Consider the following 21645-nt stretch of genomic DNA (forward strand, 5'->3'; position numbering starts at 1 on the left):
GATGGTTTTTTATCCACCCAATTTTATAGCATGGAAGGGGAAGGAACATGAGCTGGCAGCCGAATAGACGAAGTGACACTACATTACAGCAGCAGATTGTACAGTGGATAACAGCCAATGTGGAACGAGGAGACTGGGCAGCAGGGACAAAACTCCCTACCCAAAGACAGCTGGCCATGCAGTTCGATGTGAATCGTAGCACGGTTCAGCAGGCTTTGGAGGAATTAAGGGCAATGGGCATCCTTGAAGCAAAAGTAGGCTCTGGTGTTTACGTTACGCACAATTCCTGGCATGCATTAATCCAACAAACACAGCCGAATTGGCAAACCTATATCGAAACGAGCATCCATAAGCCAAACTACCACACCATCCAATTAATTAACGAATACGAACAGCGTGATGGTATAATTCGTTTAGGAACGGGAGAGCTAGCCCCCAACTTATTGCCCATCAAGGAAATAGAAGCCTCACTTCAAGAACTATCATTTGAGCCAAAAGCATTAGGCTACTCTTCACCACAGGGCAATGACCAGCTTCGTGCAGCTATTTGTGAATATGTTCAAAAAAGGGGTATTACAGCTGAGCCTCAAAACGTCTGTATTGTCTCAGGTGCTCTTCAGGCACTACAGTTGATTGCTGTTGGCTTATTAGAGCAAGGGTCCATTGTCTTTCAGGATCCAACCTCCTATTTAAATTCTGTTCATCCTTTTCAGTCAGTTGGCATGCAAATGATTAGCATTGACCGTAATGAACAGCTTGCGCAAACATTGACGCAAAGGAAACGAAAGAAACAGGCTGTATTTTACGCCATACCTACTTTACATAATCCAACAGGTCATGTATGGACAGCACGGGAAAAAGAACAGCTATATGAAGCATGTCAGGCATCACGCATTCCGATTATAGAGGATGATATTTATCATGAATTGCTTTTTGAAGAGACATCACCTCCGATTAAAGCAATGGATAGTAGCGGACAAGTTCTTTATATTGGCAGCGTTTCTAAAACCCTAAGCCCTGGGCTACGCATTGGCTGGCTCATCGGTCCAACTACTGTCATTAAGCGACTAGCAGATATTAAAATGCAAACAGACTACGGCTCTAGTGCGATTTCCCAAGAAATTGTTTGGCATTGGCTGCAATCTGGAAAATATGAAAAACATCTTCTCCATTTACGTCAGCAATTGCAAGAGAGAGCCGATTTTGTTGAACAGTTGTTACAGAAGACATTTAAGGATATAGCTAGCTGGAATAAACCAAAGGGAGGCTTTTATATTTGGCTAAAATTTCACCAGTCTATTGTGGATAAAGCGTTCTTTATTAAGCTATTACAGCAACGTGTTTTACTGAATCCTGGCTATATTTACAACCCGCAAGACCATCATCATATTCGCCTATCGTATGCTTATGCAAGTTATGAAGAATTACAGAATGGCTTAAAAATATTATATGAATGTGCTGTGGAGGAAGTGGTAAGATGAAAGTAAATAATATTGACCATTAGGTATTAATTTGGAGTTTGCATAAAAAGGTAATTAAAATATGATTTGTAATAGTGATTTTATAGGAGATATGGGGGAGTAATTGATAGATCGTAGGTTTTCGGAGATGTTTAGGTTGAAGAATAATAGTTTCTATAAAATAATCAAGAATCAACCGAGTCTTTTAAAATATACATTATATATTTAAGCAGTTATAGAATCAATAAAATGATAAAAGAAACGATATGGGAATAAAAAGTTCAAGATGGTACAAAAAAGCACCTCTTTTTTAGGCTAGTGAACTGAACCCCGAATAAGGTCCACTTTTTTTAAAGTGTCCACTATTCGGGGTTCAGTTCATTTTTTGGTGTCAACCTATTTTTTTATTATTATTCTTGTATTGGATCTATATTTTGTAATGGATGAAGCATTAATCAGGTTTAAATTTTACTTTGTGTTGAATCAATCACTAAAAAGTAATGACATTCTGATATTGAATTATTTATAAATCTATGTTCTGTATCTGCTTCAAAAAATAATGAATCTCCTTCTAATAATTCCCCGTGGAAATCATCAATTCCAAGTTCCACTACTAATTGGCCTTTCTCGACATAAATATATTCTTTAACACCTGGTTTATGAGCTGGAAATATGCCAGATTCCGAATGCGGGGGAATAATGTTTTTAACAAACTCAATGCCCCGAGATGGAAATGCAGGAGATAATAAATGCCTTTGGAAGCCAAATTTTTCATCAAAATAAGTTGGACGTTCATCTGCTCTCATAATTATTATATCTCTTTTTTCTTGTTGATCTAGTAATGCAGATAAAGTAGTATTTAATGCTTCTGCAATCTGACAAGCTACTTGAATTGTTGGGTTTTTTTCATCTCTTTCAATTTGAGATAACATAGATGCGCTTACTTTACTTAATGTGGAAAGTTCTTGTAATGTCATATTGTTTTGTTTTCTAATAGTATTTACTTGTTTTCCAAACCCCATTAATGATTTCTCCTTTTATTTGATTATTTTTGTAGAACATATTTAAAGCTCGGAATTACACTATAGAAAAAATTTTTTTCTATAGTATAATTTCAGCGTGGCAAAGTAGAAAAGAAATAGGAGTGATAAAAATGTTAAAAGTTATCTTTGCATTACTACCATTGTTAAGTATTTTATTTATGATTTTTGTTTTAAGAAAATCTTCCATTTTTACAGGTGTTGTAGCTTGTATCATAACGACAGTAATAGCTGTATCTCCTGTATTTAATACTAGCATAAAAATATTACCTGAACCTATTATAAAAAGTATTCTTACTACATCTGTAATAGTCTATATATTATTTTTTGGTATTCTCTTATTTCAATTAATGGAGAAATCAGGAGCTATTGATGGAATAGCCTCCTCTATTACAACATCAACAAGTGATAAAGTATATCAGATTCTTATCTTAGCTTTAGGTTTATCACCGTTAGTAGAAGCAGTGAGTGGATTTGGTTTAGCGGTTATTGTTATAGCTCCTATTCTAATTGCCTTAGGATTTAGCCCTATTCAATCTTCACTAATTGCCTTAGTCAGTTTATGCATTATACCTTGGGGTACATTGGCTATGGGGACGATAATAGGTGCAACATTAGGCAATGTTCCCTTAAATGAGTTGGGAATGGGTAGTGCATTAATGTGTATACCAATATATATTTATTATGCAATATTAGTTGTTTATATTGGTGTGGGAAAAAAGGCTTTATTGGAGAGGCTATTTTCTGTTATATTTATTGGATTTTTATTAGGATCCTCGGTATGGCTATGTAATAGATTTGCTAGCGTTGAACTTGCTGGATTGTTTGGATCACTTATTGTGATTTCCTCTATCTTTTTAATAATTAAACAACGAAGCAAGAATACTTTAGATAATAATACTGAACAAAATATGCAATCATCATTTATAAAAAATATTACGCCATATCTACTTTTAATAATTTTATTATTTTCATCAAGAATGATTGTCCCGTTTAAAGATTTTTTAACAAATACATTTACTTTGACTATAGAAAAATATAATTTTCAACTAGCATTTTTATATTCACCAGGTTTTTTCTTGATTATAGTCTGTATTTTTACAATATTATTTTATCGTTTGAAGAAACTGGAGATTAAAGATAGTATTTACTCTACTATACAAAAATGTTGGCCTGTAATTGTAACAACTTTTCTATATGTGGTAGTATCTGAAATAATGTCTGAAGCTAAGATGATACAATTACTTTCCTCAGTAGCTGCAAGATCATTTGGCGAATTTTACATATTTATAGCACCGTTAATTGGAGCAACTGGTGGTTTTTTAACAGGAAGTAATACAGCATCAAATACGATGTTTATTAGATTACAAACAGAGACAGCACTCCAAATAGGTATGTCACCAACCTTGATAGCATGTTCTCAGAATGTAAGTTCTTCTTTAATGACAATGGTTAATCCTTCACGGGTGGCCTTAAGTTGTTCAGTATGTAAAATAAATAATTCTGAAAATGAGATTCAAAAAAAAGTAGCATTAGTAGGATTAGGTACTATTTCAATAATATTAATTGAATTGCTTATACTATATTTCTTTCATGATTAGCTTAAACATAGCGTATTGTTTTTAAGATTAGCCAATATAGTTATTTTAGTATTTTGAGAATACAAAAATCAAAGTTATAAATGAGTATTTCATAAGATATAGTTGCTAAATTAAATGAACGTGGAGCAAACCTAGAGGCAGATGAGGCGAACTCATCTGCTTTTGTATTAATAGTGATATTTCTGGCGTGTCATTAGCAAAATAGCGATTGCTGGCACGGTACAAATCAGCATGGCACCAAAGGATAGCCCTGGAGAAATTTCATATAAATAGCCGCCTAAAAATGTTAAGATGGCTGTGCTTAAGCCCATTGCCAATGCCGAGTAAAGGCCCTGTGCATTTGGAATTTGTTCCTTTGGCAACGTTTGTGTTAAATAGCGAATAAAGGCGAAGTGTGCAAGGGCAAACGAGAGTGCATGTAATGTTTGGGAAGCAATAAAGACCCAAATATTGGGGAACATAAATATCAATAACCAGCGTAGGGAAGAGCCACTAGCTGCTAACAGTAATAAAGACGATGTGCGCCATTTTGTGAATAATGTATCAGCCTTCATAAAATACAGAATTTCACAAATAACAGCGATATTAATAATCATTCCCATATAGAATGGGTCTACCTGTAAATCCTCTAAATAAATATAGCCATAGCTGTAGTAAGAGGCATGTGCCCCCTGTAGTAAAATAAGAATAAATAGCACAATCGGGAAGCCTTTTATCTGCCACAATGCTTTCATTGACAATGATTTGGCGCGTTGTTCTTTTGTTGGTACAATCAGTAATTCCTTTGGTGTTGCCAATTGTTGCATTAACAACATACCACTTAATCCTATAATCATGCTCCAAAAAATCGCGTTTTTGCCAAAAACACCTGTTAGCATACTAATGATTAATACAGCAATGACAAAGCCGAGTGAGCCATAGGAGCGACTTTTACCATAATGAATATTGCCATGCTGGACAAGCGTTGCGGCACTGCTTTCAACAGCAGGCAATAATGCGGGATAAAATGTACTAAATAAAATTGTTACGATCAATAGGGTGGTAAAGCCTGTGCTTGGTATATACAGCAGCGCAGTTAGTAGTGAGCATACTGCAAAAATCGTAATGAGCCGTTTATTATGGACATATTTTGCTAGCATGGGAAAGAATAATAAATTTGATGTTGCACGAGCCAATAAGCCACAGCCCATCACAATACTTGCCTGAGAAACGGTTAATTGTTTCGCATCCACAAGCCAGCCTGTCCAGTAGGGTAAAAAAATGCCCCATGTCATAAAAAATGTAAAGAAACTTTGAGAAAGCCAACGTTGATTATTCATATCATTACCGTACCTCCATTAACTATGTTGAATCATAGCATGTTCATCGTTACAATAATGTGAGATATCTCATATTTTTAAAGGAGCATATAAAAAATGCATATTTTAACAGGGAGAGCACGTAGCGATTATTTGAAAAAATATCCTATTGACGATTTCTTTTCATTTGATATTCAGCCATATCTTGAAGTGTGCCAATTTGATAAAGGGGAGTGGATTTTTCAGGAAGGCTCTTTTCCAGACACATTGTATTACATGCTAGAAGGCAAGGCGAAGCTCTATATGACGCATAAAAATGGCAAGGTTTCACTTATTGAATACCTAAAAGCGCCTCTTTTTATGGGGGAAATTGAATTGTTAAATGAGGCAAGGTATACAAAGGGGATACAGACCGTCACCAAGACCATTTGTTACTCGATTACGCAGTCATGTAAGGAAAAGTTACTTGAAGATGCTTTATTTTTGCGCAGGCTTTGTTTATTTTTAGGGGAAAAAGCAACGAATATGACGGCTAAATATACACAAAATCAAGCCTATCCACTTGAAAATCGTTTAGCGGCTTTTATTCAATTATCTGCTGAACAAGGTATTTATAAAGAGAAGCATACGGAAATCTGTGAGTATTTAGGGGTTTCTTATCGTCATTTATTATATGTATTGGCACAGTTTTGTGAAGAGCAGATAGTGGAAAAACGCAAGACTGGCTACCATATTATTGATAAAAAGCGTCTCGCTCAGCTAGCACAGGAGATACAATGAAAACTATTATACGCAAGGAGGGGCTCAAAGATTATTTGGGTCCCCTTTTTTTATATTTTTGTACCTGTCATTTATAGAAGAGAGCGTAATTGCCTATTAAAAAATAAGTATTCTAGCAAAAATAAGCATTCTTTCACTGTACAAAATTGAACTGTGATAAAACTCCTGTATTTTTCAAATAGAAGAAATCGAAAAATGAATAGGTCTTTTATAATGGTTCTTTAGAATTTAATTTGAACTAAAATCTTACACTTTATAGGTTGTTTTTATCTATTTCTGTGTTTATACTATTTTTAACTATGACATCTAAGAATCACTTGAAAATAATAAAAATCATGAACAAGAAAAAGGGGGGAGCTGTGACGCCTTTTGTCCATTTGCTAGGGCTATGCAGCGAAAGAAAAATGTTCTTTTCTAGGAAAGTAGCTGGTGATTATAATTATTTTTCTGCACTAAATTTTTCCGATATAGAATCCAATGAGCGATTTAAAGAAAAGTTAGATTTTTTAGCTTTTTCGAAAAATAGAAGGGAGCTAGTGCGTTATTTACGTACAATTTATGAGAATAATCGACAAGAAATTTTAGACAATCTATCTGACCGTTTGTATGACGTACATGATTTTGCACAAATAGCTCAAAAGTATCCTGAAATAGGAGGAGAAAAGCAATTAATCGATGATTATTTTAAGAGCCTGTTTGAGGATGAATTGAACCTTCAGTATGTTTTTAAAAGAAGGAAATTATCGTCCATACTTTTAAGCGTTGGCATATTACCAAACCAGATCATTGCCATCTATATGTTAATCAATCAATTGCTCATCCCGCTCATTGTGAAAGAATTATCTCGAAATCCAAAAAACATGCTAGATGTCCTACTCGCATTTGAAAGTTTATTGAATATAGATCAGCAAATTATCTTTGAAACCTATATAGAAAATCAAGCAAATTCTGTTGTTACAGGGTTAGGAGAAATTATTAAATATAATACACAACTTGTCTCAATCAAAGAACTAATCGAGTTTCAAGAGGTGCAGCAAAAAGAGATTGTTGCCGCAAATCAATCGATGCAGGATTTAGAAAATAGTATTGAAGAAATTGCTGTTTCTGTAAGTGATATTTCAGCTCAAACTAAAACGGCATTGTTTGAATTAAATGAAGACCTAGCCTCCTTAAAGCATATTACTTCTATTCTACAGTTAACGGATGAAAGCCAAAAATCAATGCAGGTAAATATTGGTCTTTTAGTAAACCATGTAAATAGCGTGGCAAAGTTAATGGCATTAATTAAAGCCATTGCAGATCAGACGAATCTTTTAGCACTCAATGCTACGATTGAAGCAGCCAGAGCTGGAGATGCAGGAAAAGGATTTTCTGTAGTAGCAGAGGAAATTCGTAAATTAGCTGATGATACAAAATCGTCCGTGCTTTCCATTCATGCTGACATAAATGAATTACTATTAATAACTACAGATATACAATCGATTACACAGCAGTTTGCCAAAGATTTGCATAAGGGTGTAGTCGATACGGCAATGATTACAGAAACACTCACAAATTTAAACGATAATATTCAGCAGCAAGGTGTTCGTTTTGGGGAAATTGCTGAGGTAGCTAGAAATCAAGCTGCATCTGCTAACTATATTTCGGAGTGCAATCAAAATATTACTGAGAGCATGGCGAAAAGTAAGGAAATCGTATTTCATATGGGCTCCTCCATTTATCGACTGAGCCATATGATTGATGATTACCGTACCAAAACAATTTCAAATAATTACATTATTAGTCAGGAAGATGTTATAGAATTAGCGATTACTGATCATTTGCTCTGGAGTTGGAAAATTTATAATTTACTATTAGGCTTTGAAAAAATGTCTGCAGAAGAAATCGCCTCCTATCAAAGCTGTCGTCTCGGTAAATGGTATTACGGATTAGGTAAAACATTGCTTGGAGATAAAGCTATTTTTAAAGAGCTAGAAGAACCTCATATACTCATCCATGAATTGGCAAAAAAGGCTGTACAAGCATTCAATCAGGGCAACAAAGATCAAACGGAAGCTTATCTGCGAGAAATTACCTTGGTTTCTCATGATGTAGTGAATAAATTACAGCAATTAAAAGCTCTTTTAGTAAGTGAGAAACAACAATATGAACATTAATAGGGTTTAAACAATTCTGGAGGAATAAAAATGGCAATAATTAAACTTAAATCAGTTCGACAGAAAAATTTATTTGGTTTCTTGCTTGTCTTGTTACTGATGATTATCCTATCATTTTACACAATCAAGTCGATGAAAAACATTCATCAAGACACCAACTATATTATGCAGGAGCAGCTCCCTTTACTTATGCTGGATCAATCTATGGCCTTTAACACGGCAGAAAAAATTGCATTAGCCAGAGGGTATATTCTAACAGGTGATATTTCCTATAAAAATGAATTTGAGAAATACGCTGAGCAAGCCAATACCTTAGAGGAAGAATTACTGCAACAAACGGAATCGGCAAAGACGGAGGAGCTTATATTATTAGGAAGAAAATGGCATGAAATGATTATTGAAAATGTTTTTCCTCTTTTTGAGCAGGGAAAGATTGAACAAGCCGAAGCTATTTTAAATGGAGAGGCACAAAATTATGCAAGAGAATTGATGAGTGGTTTTACAGCGATGGCAGACGAACGCCAGCAAAATGTATTAGAACAAGGCATCCATGTGATTGAAATAGGCAATAAAAATATTCAATTCAACTCAATTTTCACTATTATTATAGTTCTAACAGGAATAATTATAGCCATATTAGTAACAAATGGCATTGTGAAGCCTATTAATTTGGTAATGAAACGTTTACAAAAAATTGCTGAAGGTGATTTAACAGATCCACCATTCAATGTAAAATTTCAAGATGAAGTGGCAGAGCTGATGAAGGCATCTAATTTTGTTAGTGAAAATAATAATCGTTTATTGCAGCAGGTAAAAGGTTCTGCACAGGAATTACATCAACAAGTTGGTTTTATTGTTCAGTCTGTTACAGAAGTTTACAATGGATCAGAGCAAATTACGGAAACAATGATAGAACTTGCCTCCGGAGCTGAAGCACAGGCGAATTTAGCAACTGAAATGGTGACTAGGATGGACCTATTTTCCAAAAATATTTGTGAAATGAATGAAAATGGTCAGCATATATTTCAGAAGTCACATGATATATTAGTGATGACGGGTGAGGGAAAAGAATTAATGGATCAATCTTTACTACAAATGTCCATTATTCATCAGGTATTTGAGGGTACCGTAACAAATGTAAACAATTTAGAAAAGCAATCACAGGAAATTAATCAGCTTGTTAGGGTGATTCGAGAGATTTCCGATCAAACGAATTTATTAGCATTGAACGCTGGAATTGAAGCGGCTCGTGCAGGGGATGCCGGAAAAGGCTTTGCTGTTGTAGCAGAGGAAGTAAAGAAATTGGCCAATCAAGTTTCCTATTCTATAGTTGAAATTACAGGCATTGTGGAGAAAATTCAGCAAGAAACCCACACGGTGACAGAATTTTTACAACAGGGGTATGTAGAGGTCGCAAGGGGTTCAGAGCAAATGAAAATGACAGGGCATACCTTTGAAAATATTAATGAGGCCGTTAAAATGGTGACAACTAATATTCAAGATACTTCTGAGAGAATTGAAATGGTCATGAGGGATAGTGAAAATGTTAGTAAAATGATTGAGGAAATAGCTGCTGTAACAGAGGAGGCTGCAGCCAGTGTGGAGCAAACAGCCGCATCAGCAGAGCAATCCAGTACCTCGCTTCAGGTTGTGACAAACAGTACAGATCAGCTAGCACAAACAGCCGATCAATTAGAGGAATTAATTCAGTTTTATAAGCTATAAAATAAGGATGGCTTTAACTTCTTTACATGAGGTCAAAGCCATCCTTGTTGTATTCACTTTTTTTAATAAACCAGCGGGCGATATCCTTACCACTATAGTAGAAATCCACCTCATTAACCTTATTTTTTCGGATGGAGATGTCAGGGATGTCTTCTAAAACGTCAAAAGGTAAAACACCAATACATACATGATTGTTTGATGGAAATTTTTCGTGCGACTTCCTGCCCGATTGTATCGCTTCACTATGTGTGTTTGCAGTATTTTGTGTCATATGGAATGCAAGTAGTTCTCCTTGTGCTAATGTTGTGCTTGATGAGTAACCAATACTTTTCATTCAACATGCCCCCTTTTGTCGTTACCTTTATTGTACAAAAAGGTTTGTGAAAATAGTTGTTATTTACAAAATTTTAACAAAACCTTTATGATAGATGGAACCGTATTCATCTGAGAATGGAATGGAAATGATAGAAAACAGATATATGTTCTTGAAAAAAACTCCTACTCAAACTATTGTGAATTTTCCTAACACGAAGTATTATTGTATGTAGATTTAACGTGAAAGTTTTCACATAGTCACGAAATCGTAAGGAGGAATTTGAATGAGTGTAATTCGGGTAGGTATTGTAGGATATGGAAATTTAGGTCGTGGGGTGGAGCATGCCATTTCACAAAATCCAGATATGGAATTAGTGGCAGTATTCACACGTCGTGATCCTTCAACAGTTAACATAGCAAGTAATGCGAGCGTCTATTTAGTAGATGACGCTGAAAAATTCCAAAACGACATTGATGTTATGATTTTATGTGGTGGTTCTGCAACAGATTTACCGGAGCAAGGGCCACATTTTGCGCAATGGTTTAATACAATTGATAGCTTCGATACACATGCGAAAATTCCTGAATTCTTCGAGGCTGTAGATGTAGCGGCACAAAAATCTGGAAAGGTTTCTGTGATTTCGGTTGGCTGGGACCCAGGCTTATTCTCGTTAAATCGCCTACTAGGAGAATCAGTATTACCAGTTGGTACAACATATACGTTCTGGGGAGATGGCTTAAGCCAAGGTCACTCCGATGCAGTCCGTCGTATCGAAGGTGTGAAAAATGCTGTTCAATACACACTACCGATTAAAGAAGCTGTAGAGCGTGTACGTAACGGTGAAAATCCTGAATTAACAACACGTGAAAAACATGCGCGTGAATGCTGGGTTGTCCTAGAAGAGGGGGCAGATGCCACAAAGGTGGAACAAGAAATTGTGACAATGCCTAACTACTTTGATGAATATAACACAACAGTTAACTTTATTTCTGAGGAAGAATTTAAAGCAAATCATACAGGTATGCCGCATGGTGGCTTCGTGATTCGCAGCGGTGAAAGTGGCGCTAACGATAAACAAATTCTTGAATTCTCATTAAAACTTGAAAGTAATCCAAACTTTACATCAAGTGTATTAGTAGCATATGCACGTGCAGCACACCGTTTAAGCCAAGCGGGTGATAAAGGAGCAAAAACAGTATTCGATATCCCATATGGCTTATTATCGCCAAAATCAGCAGCTGAACTACGTAAAGAATTACTATAATCCTCAACAATCCCTGGTTATCATTTATTGGATAATCAGGGGTTTTTATATAGGAGCGGTTTAATGGGATGGATAGAATTGCGTGGCTGACGGATAGAAGCATTGAACCCGCGGATAGAAGCCATGCAAAAATGAAATCCTTCTAGTAGATGGATAGGAGCACCAAGCGGATTCACCACTGAATAGGCACAATGCTTCCCATCAGGCAAACATATCAGTAAAATAGAGTAGGTTAGGAGGATTGGCATGTGAAAGATCAACGCTTTAGAATAGCGCATAAAGAGGCGCTGATTGGGATTGGACTTGTTCTAATTAATTTTGCTATTTGGTTCGGCTTTGCCTATGGGCTGGGTGCAGGTGATCCTGCGAATTATTCGTATGTCTTAGGTTTTCCTGCATGGTTTTTCTATAGCTGCATTGTAGGGACAGGCTTTATGATTCTGCTTATATGGGTTGTGATGAAGCTCTTTTTCAAAGAGGTTCCATTTGAAGAGGAGGAGCGCTAATGCATTGGCAAGTTGTATTTCCATTGGTATTATTTTTAATTATTATTTTTGGCATTGGTATTTGGGCTAATCAGCATATTCGCTCTTCCAATTCATTCTTGCAGGAGTATTTTCTTGGCGGCCGTGAAATGGGCGGCTTTATCCTTGCGATGACGATGATTGCGACATACGGCAGTGCAAGTAGCTTTATCGGGGGACCCGGTGTAGCCTATACAAAGGGGCTTGGTTGGGTATTACTGGCAATGGCACAGCTGCCTGCGGGGTATTTTGTGCTGATGATACTAGGGAAGAAATTTGCGATTCTTGCTCGCCGCTATCAAGCTATTACATTAATTGACTTTTTACGTGAACGCTACAAAAGCCATACCATTGTGATAGTATCGGCTATTAGTATTATTGTCTTTTTATTTTCTGCGATGATGGCGCAATGGGTAGGTGGAGCGCGCTTAATTGAGTCATTAACAGGCTTAAGCTACACAGCAGCACTTTTTATTTTTGCTATTTCAGTTTTAGTTTATGTAATTATTGGTGGCTTTCGAGCTGTTGCATTAACAGATACTGTCCAAGGCTCTATTATGGTGATTGGGACAATTATTTTATTAATCGGAACCATTGTGGCAGGGGGTGGCATCGATAATATTATGGCCTCACTCGTTGCTGAAAATCCCAATTTTGTGTCACCATTTGGGGCAGAGGGTGATTTAACACCGCTCTATGTGTCAACATTTTGGATTTTAATTGGTGTAGGCGTTGTAGGGCTTCCGCAAATTGCTGTACGTGCAATGAGCTACAAGGACTCGAAAAGTATGCACCTTGCAATTATTATTGGCACGGTTGCCATAGGGACAATTATGTTTGGAATGCACTTAATTGGTGTCCTAGCAAGACCTGTCTTACCAGGGATTGAAATTGGTGATAAGGTGATGCCATTACTGACATTAAAGGTGCTACCGCCATTTTTAGCAGGTATTGTACTAGCTGCCCCAATGGCGGCTACAATGTCAACGGTTAATGCGCTATTAATGCTTGTAAGCTCAACAATGGTGAAGGATATTTACTTAAATTATATAAAACCATCAGCGAATGATACCGAGATTAAACGAGTAAGCTTTATCGTTACAACAGTGATTGGCTTAGCCGTGGTTCTCTTTGCACTGAATCCACCAGACTTTTTAATTTGGCTAAATTTATTTGCCTTTGGGGGACTAGAGGCAGTCTTTATATGGTCGGTTGTCTTAGGGCTATATTGGAAAAAGGCTAATAAATATGGGGCAATTGCCTCCATGATTGCAGGAATGACCTTATATATTGTCATTGATCGATTCTATCCTTCCGTTTTTGGCATGCATACTGTGACGATTCCCATTGTGGCATCCTTGATTATTTTTGTAAGCGTCAGTTTGCTGACCCATCATAAAATGAAAGATACAACTCTAATAATCGAATAAAAAAATGCCGTAGAATAAGCTTCTGCGGCATTTTTATTTTAAATAATCATAGGCATTTTTGGCAAGCAGTGTGATTGTTACAACAATAAACAGTATACGTACAAAGCCGCTTCCTTTTTGAATCGCTAGGCGTGAACCAACTATAGCCCCAGCAATTTGCGCAATCCCCATAACAAATCCATAGACATAATGAATTTGCCCTAAGTAGGCAAACATACAAAGACCTGCTACATTGCTTGCTAAATTTAAAAACTTTGCATTGCCCGCAGCCTTTAAAAAATCAAAGCCCACAAGTAAAAAGCTAAAAATTAAAAAAGAGCCCGTCCCAGGACCGAGAAATCCATCATAAAAGCCAATGCTAAATAATAAAGCCATAAATAACAGTAAATGTGTGCGCGAAAGAGTTTTCACGGCTGCTATAGCGCCCCAATCCTTTTTAAAGATTGTATAAACTGCCACAGCCGCTAACATCACAAGCATTAATGGCTTTAACAGCGCTGGGTTGATTAAGTGCACAGTCCATGCGCCAAACAATGAACCAATAAAGGCAAGTGGGAAATATTTAAGAACAGGGCGAATCTCAAGCTGCCCAGAGCGATAAAAGGAAATGGTGGAGGTAAGCGAGCCCATCGAGCCTGCAAGCTTATTCGTTGCAACAGCAGCGGCTGGATTTAGCCCAGCAAATAGTAAAGCGGGTAATGAAATTAAGCCACCGCCACCTACAACAGAATCGATAAAGGCTGCTAAAAAACCAAAGGCAATTAACAAAAGAAGAATATGTATATCTATATCTATATCGAAAAACATGATAACACCCCACTAAATTAGTTACTACTAGAATAGTAACTAATTTAATGAATGCTGTAAACCCTTTATTTTTTCGTCTATAATAAGGGCAATGGAGGGATTTGATGGAGGAATTAATTGTCCAATTAAAGGAACTAGGCTTTACGGAGTATGAAGCAAAGGCTTACACGGCACTTGTGCAGCATAGCCATGTAAATGCCTATCAGGTTAGTAAAAATTCAGGAATACCTCGTGCTAGAGTTTATGATATTTTAACAAGCCTTGTTGACAAAGGAATTGTGCTCAAGGAGGAAACAGCCGAGCAAACCATATATGCTGCGCTACCTGTAGCGGTTTTTTTACAGCAAATGCAGCAGCGTTGGCAAGCAAGTTTTACATCTATTGGTACAAAGTTAGCCAGGCTAGAAACAAAGGAGCAAGAAGCGGAGCATAAAGTCGTTATGCTAAAAGGCAAGGAAGCGATTGTAAACTATTGTCAATCATTACTCCAAAATGCTAAGCAGAAAGTGCTGTTATCAATGTGGGAGGATATGTATGAAGCGTTATATGAAGCCATTCAAGAGGCAGGGCAGCGTGTCCCTATTCACGGCATTACCTTCTATGTGGAAAATCCGCTTGCTACATTAGAACAGCATCGCATGACACACTATACACAAAAGCCCTCCACACCGCATTGGTTTATTATTTCCGTCGATGGACAGCAAATGATTTATGGTCATGTACCATCCACGCAGGAAATCGCCTTTATTACAACAGACCCTGTGCATATTTATTTACTGGAGGATTATATTTGGCATGATGTGCTAGTCAATCGTTTAATCAAGCGTGATGATCAAGCATTGGAGGAGTGGATTACAAAAGAGCGCCAAGCCTTTTTCCTCGATGGAAGCTCTAGCATATGAGCCAAGAAAAAAAAGTGAAATCCCTATTGAAAGAGATTTCACTTTTTCTTAATAAAATACTTTATCAATATTGTATTTGGAGCGGAAGACATTGATGGCATATGTTTCGTAAATATCGCGTTCCATTGGGTCTTCTATTTCATATACCTCAATTTTAAAAATTTCATCACGATGGTTTTTCACAGGTGAGACATTGTCTTCAAAATGTTTTTTAATGCGTTGACGGATTTTACGGGCTTTTCCAACAAATAAAAGTTCATTTTTTTCATTATAAAATAAGAAAATGCCGCCTTTTTCGCGTGTGATTTTATGGAAATCAATAAATCCATGGTAAGGTGTAATCGGCACATCACCAGGCTTTAGATCTTGCTCACGTTGACGAATGACTACATCTGGTTTTGGAAATTCAATTTTAATCAAGCTGTTCACGTTCCTCTCTATCCCTAAAGCTATATGATACCATACTAATGGTATGTTTACCAGAAAGGGAAATTTTATTTATAAATTTGTTTCCCACTCACACCTCACCCGACTATAGCTATAAAAAATAAACTGAATGACAAAGAACACAATTACCACAAGCCCTAGCTTCTGCATATAATCCCATGTATTTGGGAATCGATGAAAAAATAGATAGAAATAGTACGAGACAAGCATGACGCTTAAAAAGAAAGGGGTGAAGAAGAGGATACGTAGCTCATTGCGAATGAGTTGCTCTTTCTCTCTTCTACGTAAACCGATGCGCTCTAAAGATTGCATATATTCTTTTTGTGCTGGGAGGTCAGAAAGTACTTTGTAGAAGAGCACGATGCCGCTGGCGAGTACAAATAGCAGACCGATAAAGCTTGAGATAAAGAGGGCTAGGCCTGTGCGCTGAAAATCGCTTTCAAGTTCAAGCTCTTTGGAGGCGGGTTTGTACTGTGATGGAATTTGATCTACTTTATTGATGCTCTTTAGCTTTTTTTCATAAACCAATGCCTCAGCTTTGCTTACCCTATGCCCCAGCTTGTGTGCTGTAAAGATATTTTCTTGATAAATACTTGGGTCATCTATTACAAGGATTTCTTGTATATTATAGCCAAATAAGCTACTGTTTGTGACAGCACGTGATAGATGTTGAACGTCTTTTAAGGTCATACCGTTCCATTTTATAGGTGTTTTGAATGGCTCAAGCTCTTTGTCATTTCGAATAAGGGCAGGTGTGGTGATTTTTTCATGCATATAGTTTTCATATTGTGTTTTTGATACGACAATAATATCGAGTGGCTTTCCCCATTCGCCTTGAATCTGCCTTGCATAGTTGTCTACCACAAAATCGAATGTTTCGCTTTGTTCATCAAGCCCTTGCCAATCTTTTGATGTGACATACATATAAGAAGCTGGATTACTAGCGTCGTTCATTTCTTCTGTCGAGGCATATAGTACATACGCAAGCCCCATAAAGACAATAGAGCCACCCAGCATAATCATCACAAGATACAACGTTGTTTGGAAGGCACGTAGTCGATGTGTAACATTAGAGAAGGTCAACATCAAACGTTGGTAAAATTTGGTGGATATCTTCATTATGATATGTTTAATGACTAAAAGGCCTGCACCAATCATGAAATAAGGTGTAATCAATGTAAGCGCAACAGCTATTTTAAGTAATATTTCATGCCTATTCGCCATCGCATAAGGAATTATCCATAAGCTGCCAGCAAATAAAAGAATGCTGATAAACCCTAGAAGGTAGCTGCCCTTTGTGGCATCTTTAAGCGTTTTTGCACGGATTAATTGTACCAACGATAGACGTTTGATATAAAGCGCACTAAGGAAAAATGTGACCATCATAATACTTAAAAAGATGGCAATGGTGATGCTGAAAGATGGTGCATTCAATTGAAATGTTAATTCAGGAATGTGTATAAATTGTTGGAAGCCTAAATAAAATAGCCTGCCGAATACGATGCCTGCTAATAAACCTGTGGCAAGTGAACTGCCTGTAATAATCAATTGCTCAAAGCTAAGTAAGCGAATTACTTGCTTGGATGTCATGCCCAAAGTAATGTATGTACCGAATTCCTGTCCACGATATTTCACAAAAGATACAGTAGCGTAGGTAATAAAGATAACTGAAAATGCGGCTACCATGCTAAGTGCGAGCTGTAAGTTTTGATAATAGCTTGGTTTTAGTGTTTGAATGATGACTTTATTATACAATAGGCTCGCGAATAAAAAGAGCAGTGTCACAATCAGCGCATAGACAATATAAATAGAAATGTACTTACGTGCATGGAATAGCATATTTTTCTTCATGATGCCTTGAAAATTCAATCTTTTGCACCACCAATCGCGCTCTGTGCTTCTAAAATACGGTCAAAAAATTGTGTGTGATTGCCATTAGATACAATGGTCATTTCTAGCTTGCCGTCTTTCATAAAAATAATTTTTTTGCAGAATGAGGCAGAAAATGCGTCGTGTGTAACCATCGCGATTGTATTTGCCAATTCATTGTTTAGGCGCTTAAGCATCAGCATTAAATCATTGGCTGACTTTGAATCTAAATTGCCTGTTGGTTCATCAGCAAAAATAACGGCGGGTTCTGTAATTAATGCACGGGCGGCTGCCACACGCTGCTTTTGTCCACCTGAAATTTGAGCAGGGGCATTGTCAGCGATATGGGCAATATTTAAGTAGTTCATTAATTGTCGAGTTTTTTGTTCAACGATTTTAGGGTTCTGACGGTCTAAAATAAGGGGTAGCCCTATATTTTCTTTGACGGAAAGGCTGTCGAGTAAGTTAAAGTCTTGGAAAATATACCCCAATTGCCCCCTGCGAAATAAAGCCATTTTATCCTTTGATAACTTTGTGATATCAGTATTGGCGATAGTAATTTCGCCTGATGTCACAGGTTCAATGCCAGCAAGCATATTTAATAATGTTGTTTTTCCAGAGCCTGAGGCGCCCATAATGCCGATAAATTCTCCTGCTTCGATTGTGAGTGAGATGCCATCCACCGCTTTGACGATTGCTGCGCCAGGAAAGGCTTGGTAATGCTTGGTTAGTTTTTGGACTGTAATCATGCTCAGTCACTCCTTTCACTTTTAGCTTATCGCAGGTGCAACTTTTCTACATAGTGAATTTCGTGACCTTATCTTTCATTTTCGAAAGATAACATGGCGGTTGTGCCATTTTCTGATGTGATTGTAAGCTGATGATGTAATTGATCGGCAATTTGCTTCGCTAAAAATAGCCCGACACCTGAGGAATTGCGATAAAGCCGTCCATTTTGCCCTGTGAAAAAGGGATCAAAAATGCGTGGTAAATCTTCCATTGGAATGCCTAATCCTGTGTCTTTGATATAAAGCTGCTTGCCTTCATTGTAAATCAGTATTGTTTGCCCGTTTGTACTATATTTCACAGCATTTGTGAGAAGCTGTGTAATCAAAAACTTGCACCATTTTTCATCTGTATAAATAATTTCCTCTGTTAGTGAAACGTTAGGGAAAATGCCTTCATAAATAAAGAGCGTTTTATTGTCCCTTAATACGGCTTCAAGTATCGTTTTTATAGTGGTTTGCTTTGCCACATAATCCTGCGCAAAGTCAGCAAGCCGTAACATTTGCAGGCACTGTTCTAAATTATGTGCCATTTTCTCGCTTTCTTTTAGGATATCCTCCTTCGCCTGTGTATGGTTGCTCTCACTTGCTAGTTGGATAACGTTTACTGAAACTTTTAAATTATGAATCCACTGTGAAATAATAGCGAGCTGTTCTTCGGTTTGTAGGCTTTGTCGATTGAGCTCGTTGCGATATTGCTGATGGACTTCTTGCAATGCTTGAATCGCTATATGCGCATTTTTGACCATAGTGCCTGCCTTAGCACGTGCTAAGTTCTGTTCAAAATGCCATAGCTTCACTGCTTGTATCACGAGTGCAATGAGGAGCAAAAAACTGCTTAAAACAAAGGGATACCAAGTTTCCTCTAATGTGCCGTATAAATAAAAATACAGTGTGAGCATTGCTGTATTGGCAAAGTATAGCAAAATAAACCATTTGCTATTTTGCCATAGGCGGTGTAAAAACATAGCCGACCCCTCTTTTCGTGACAAATGCATCCACAATTTGTAGGGATTTTAGCTTGAGTTTCAAGCGTGTCATATTAACGGATAGCGTATTATCATCGACAAAATGCCCATCATCCCAAAGCTCTGTTAGTAACTCTTCTCTTGTGATGACCGTGTGAGGGCTTTGCATAAATAGCTTCATTAATTTAAACTCATTTTTACTAAGCTCTAACACCTCTCCGAGATAGGAAAGTACCATTTTATCACAGTTTAAGACAAGCGCATCAATGGCTAGCTGTGTTGTTTGTGGTGTTACTCTACGTAGCACCGCTTCGATTTTGGCAAGCAAAATGCCCATGCTAAAGGGCTTCGTTATATAATCATCAGCCCCTTGTGTAATACCTCGAATTTGTTCAGATTCATCACTTCTTGCTGATAAAATAATCAAGGGAGTTGTCAGACGTTTACGCAAAATTTTTGTATAAAAAAAGCCATCATATTGCGGCAAATTAATATCCAATAAAATTAAATCCGGCTGAATTTCTTCAATTTGCGTAAGCACATCGCCAAACTCATCAATTAAAAAAACCGTATAGTGATTGGCTTGTAAATATTCCTTGATGTACTTTTTTAACAGCTCATCATCTTCAACTACTGCGATTTTTATCATGATTTCACCTCGCATTAATGATACACCATGAAAACATTTCCTCCTAGATTAAAAAGGTTGTTGCTGGGGAGGGCACTAAAAAGTTCAAATCTCGTTCTCTTCATTTCTGTAGTATAATAATGATTCAAAAGATTTTTGAAGGTGATAATGGCACTACCGTCACATTCATTTATAATTAGTGGTAGGTATTATGAAATAAAAGATGACAATAACGATTACAGCAGGTTTTTCTAAATTTCTGTATTATATAGACCATAATGTGACGAAATGAACGAAGCCAACATAACAAATTTTTTTGATGGATAACTTCATGAAATATAGTTGGATAGAAGGATGTGAACCATATGGAGAAAGTCGTTATTCCCGCAGAAGCAGTCCAAATAATCAGTACTTCAAGTAAGGGGGATCAATCGAAATGGCATGTGAACAATAGGTGGATTAAAAAAAATACACTAGGCTATGAAGGACAGGCTGAGGTATTGGCATCCCTTATCTTATCCTGCTCTACCATAAAGGAATATGTTGCATATAGCCCTTGTGAAATCCTTTTACCGAATGGAGATACAGCTATTGGCTGTTACTCCTATGACTTTCGAGGCAAGCTACAGGAAGTTACACTCGAACGTTTATTTGAAGCCAATTTCACAACAACAGATGCCATTTTAAATCATACGGCATTATCGACAGCAGAGAAATTTGAACAGTTGATGCAACAGGTTGAAGTATTTACTGGGCTGGATGTACGAACAGAAGTGGCTCGTTTGCTTGCATTTGATGCGCTTATTTTGAACGAAGATCGTCATACAAATAATATTTTATTTCTCTATGATCCTACCAGAAAATCATGGCGACTTGCACCAATTTTTGATAATGGACTTAGTTTTTTATCGGATGAAAAAGACTATCCGCTAGGTAAGCCATTGAGCATTTTAAAAAGAAAAGTGAAAGCAAAACCATTTAATTCTAACTTCTCAAAACAGCTCGCCCTATATAGGGGACCTGCATTTATTAATAAGGCAAAGCTACTGCAATTACTTGAAACAACGGTTATTGATTTTGGACGAGCAAAGCAAGTGTTACTTTCGCAATTAAATGACCCTAGTTTTGCCCATCTTTTCTATGAAGGAAGTGATTGTGATGATTGATTATTTGAAGTTTGATGTGATGTGGATGGATGATATTATTGCACGAGTGGATTTAAAGCCTATGAATGGTGGAACACCGTATGTTATAAATTATATTGATGATTTTAATAAGCAGTTTTCACCGAATATGGAGGGGCATATTACAATCGAGGAGCTTGAGAAATGGTTGAAATGGCGCACTTTCCCTCCTACTCGTGCTAATGCGGATGAATTGTTGGAAAGTCTTGGTATGCAGGCATTTAATCGCTGGGGCATTGTGCGAAAAACGCATGGGGTGATGGCGGATGATGAAATTTGGTTGCGATTTGATGGAGAAACATTGACACATAGGGATGTTTGTTTGCGAAAAAACCTTTATTATCCTGAAGAAGCTTAATGCATAGCAACGACAGGAAATTGATGATGGATATCACGATGAAATTGTTGTTGCGGAAAATAGGCTTGATAAAATTGTAGCAGAAATTTCTTCAGTAGACTTA

20 protein-coding genes are annotated in these 21645 nt (G+C 37.0%); 11 read left to right on the top strand and 9 right to left on the bottom strand.

All coding sequences use genetic code 11. The annotated features are described in order from the left end of the window. Positions 1–47 precede the first annotated feature (47 nt). A complete protein-coding gene (locus MHB44_RS10870; protein WP_341302782.1) occupies positions 48–1481 on the top strand; it encodes a PLP-dependent aminotransferase family protein in 1434 nt (477 codons plus the stop codon). A 440-nt stretch (positions 1482–1921) separates the two neighbouring features. Here MHB44_RS10870 and MHB44_RS10875 read toward each other — a convergent pair whose 3' ends face one another. Continuing rightward, entirely contained in the window at positions 1922–2482 is a 561-nt protein-coding gene (locus MHB44_RS10875; protein ID WP_053995684.1) for an XRE family transcriptional regulator, read from the bottom strand. 131 nt (positions 2483–2613) lie between these two features. Here MHB44_RS10875 and MHB44_RS10880 point away from each other — a divergent pair, with 131 nt between their 5' ends. Beyond that, on the top strand, positions 2614–4101 hold the full coding sequence (locus tag MHB44_RS10880) for an L-lactate permease (protein WP_053995685.1): 1488 nt from the start codon (positions 2614–2616) through the stop codon (positions 4099–4101). A gap of 167 nt (positions 4102–4268) precedes the next feature. On the opposite strand, the gene MHB44_RS10885 is transcribed toward MHB44_RS10880, so the two are convergent. Continuing rightward, complete coding sequence (locus tag MHB44_RS10885) at positions 4269–5420, bottom strand: MFS transporter (RefSeq protein WP_341302783.1); 1152 nt, start codon at positions 5418–5420, stop codon at positions 4269–4271. 96 nt (positions 5421–5516) lie between these two features. Between MHB44_RS10885 and yeiL the strand changes: the two genes are divergently transcribed. From yeiL to MHB44_RS10900, 3 genes are all read left to right on the top strand, one after another. Beyond that, entirely contained in the window at positions 5517–6179 is a 663-nt protein-coding gene (gene yeiL, locus MHB44_RS10890; RefSeq protein ID WP_341302784.1) for a transcriptional regulator YeiL, read from the top strand. Between the two features lie 404 nt (positions 6180–6583). Then, complete coding sequence (locus tag MHB44_RS10895) at positions 6584–8335, top strand: methyl-accepting chemotaxis protein (protein WP_341302959.1); 1752 nt, start codon at positions 6584–6586, stop codon at positions 8333–8335. Between the two features lie 30 nt (positions 8336–8365). Continuing rightward, positions 8366–10060, top strand: a complete 1695-nt coding sequence (locus MHB44_RS10900; RefSeq protein WP_341302785.1) for a HAMP domain-containing methyl-accepting chemotaxis protein — start codon at positions 8366–8368, stop codon at positions 10058–10060. 22 nt (positions 10061–10082) lie between these two features. Here MHB44_RS10900 and MHB44_RS10905 read toward each other — a convergent pair whose 3' ends face one another. Further along, a complete protein-coding gene (locus MHB44_RS10905) occupies positions 10083–10394 on the bottom strand; it encodes a hypothetical protein (RefSeq protein ID WP_341302786.1) in 312 nt (103 codons plus the stop codon). A gap of 265 nt (positions 10395–10659) precedes the next feature. Between MHB44_RS10905 and MHB44_RS10910 the strand changes: the two genes are divergently transcribed. The 3 genes from MHB44_RS10910 to panF all read left to right on the top strand — a co-directional run bounded on the left by MHB44_RS10910 (position 10660) and on the right by panF (position 13594). After that, a complete protein-coding gene (locus MHB44_RS10910; protein WP_341302787.1) occupies positions 10660–11640 on the top strand; it encodes a diaminopimelate dehydrogenase in 981 nt (326 codons plus the stop codon). A gap of 248 nt (positions 11641–11888) precedes the next feature. After that, positions 11889–12146: a YhdT family protein gene (locus tag MHB44_RS10915; RefSeq protein ID WP_341302788.1), complete on the top strand. Its 258-nt coding sequence runs from the start codon at positions 11889–11891 to the stop codon at positions 12144–12146. Further along, positions 12146–13594 carry a sodium/pantothenate symporter gene (gene panF, locus MHB44_RS10920; RefSeq protein WP_341302789.1) on the top strand — a complete coding sequence of 483 codons (1449 nt, stop codon included), beginning with the start codon at positions 12146–12148 and terminating at the stop codon, positions 13592–13594. Before MHB44_RS10915 ends, panF begins: the two co-directional genes overlap by 1 nt. 33 nt (positions 13595–13627) lie before the next feature. Here the strand turns inward: panF and MHB44_RS10925 are convergent, their stop codons facing one another. After that, positions 13628–14401, bottom strand: coding sequence for a TSUP family transporter (locus MHB44_RS10925; RefSeq protein ID WP_341302790.1), 774 nt, complete (start codon positions 14399–14401; stop codon positions 13628–13630). Positions 14402–14505: 104 nt separating this feature from the next. On the opposite strand from MHB44_RS10925, the gene MHB44_RS10930 reads away from it, so the two are divergent. Further along, a complete protein-coding gene (locus MHB44_RS10930) occupies positions 14506–15303 on the top strand; it encodes a helix-turn-helix domain-containing protein (RefSeq protein ID WP_341302791.1) in 798 nt (265 codons plus the stop codon). A gap of 48 nt (positions 15304–15351) precedes the next feature. Here the strand turns inward: MHB44_RS10930 and MHB44_RS10935 are convergent, their stop codons facing one another. The 5 genes from MHB44_RS10935 to MHB44_RS10955 all read right to left on the bottom strand — a co-directional run bounded on the left by MHB44_RS10935 (position 15352) and on the right by MHB44_RS10955 (position 20021). After that, positions 15352–15723: a nucleotide excision repair endonuclease gene (locus MHB44_RS10935; RefSeq protein WP_341302792.1), complete on the bottom strand. Its 372-nt coding sequence runs from the start codon at positions 15721–15723 to the stop codon at positions 15352–15354. Between the two features lie 78 nt (positions 15724–15801). Then, positions 15802–17619 (bottom strand): FtsX-like permease family protein, encoded by a 1818-nt coding sequence (locus MHB44_RS10940; protein ID WP_341302793.1) that lies wholly within the window; start codon positions 17617–17619, stop codon positions 15802–15804. Next, complete coding sequence (locus tag MHB44_RS10945) at positions 17616–18368, bottom strand: ABC transporter ATP-binding protein (RefSeq protein ID WP_341302794.1); 753 nt, start codon at positions 18366–18368, stop codon at positions 17616–17618. The genes MHB44_RS10940 and MHB44_RS10945 overlap by 4 nt, the downstream gene beginning before the upstream one ends. A gap of 68 nt (positions 18369–18436) precedes the next feature. Continuing rightward, positions 18437–19372 carry a sensor histidine kinase gene (locus MHB44_RS10950; protein WP_341302795.1) on the bottom strand — a complete coding sequence of 312 codons (936 nt, stop codon included), beginning with the start codon at positions 19370–19372 and terminating at the stop codon, positions 18437–18439. Next, positions 19344–20021, bottom strand: coding sequence for a response regulator transcription factor (locus tag MHB44_RS10955; RefSeq protein WP_341302796.1), 678 nt, complete (start codon positions 20019–20021; stop codon positions 19344–19346). Before MHB44_RS10955 ends, MHB44_RS10950 begins: the two co-directional genes overlap by 29 nt. A 344-nt stretch (positions 20022–20365) precedes the next feature. Between MHB44_RS10955 and MHB44_RS10960 the strand changes: the two genes are divergently transcribed. Beyond that, the gene (locus MHB44_RS10960; protein ID WP_341302797.1) at positions 20366–21166 is read left to right on the top strand and encodes a HipA domain-containing protein; all 801 of its coding nucleotides are present in this window, start codon (positions 20366–20368) and stop codon (positions 21164–21166) included. After that, positions 21159–21542, top strand: coding sequence for a hypothetical protein (locus MHB44_RS10965; protein ID WP_341302798.1), 384 nt, complete (start codon positions 21159–21161; stop codon positions 21540–21542). The genes MHB44_RS10960 and MHB44_RS10965 overlap by 8 nt, the downstream gene beginning before the upstream one ends. The last annotated feature ends 103 nt before the right edge of the window (positions 21543–21645 follow it).

This window comes from Lysinibacillus sp. FSL H8-0500 (genome assembly GCF_038051955.1).
GTDB classification, from domain to species: domain Bacteria; phylum Bacillota; class Bacilli; order Bacillales_A; family Planococcaceae; genus Lysinibacillus; species Lysinibacillus macroides.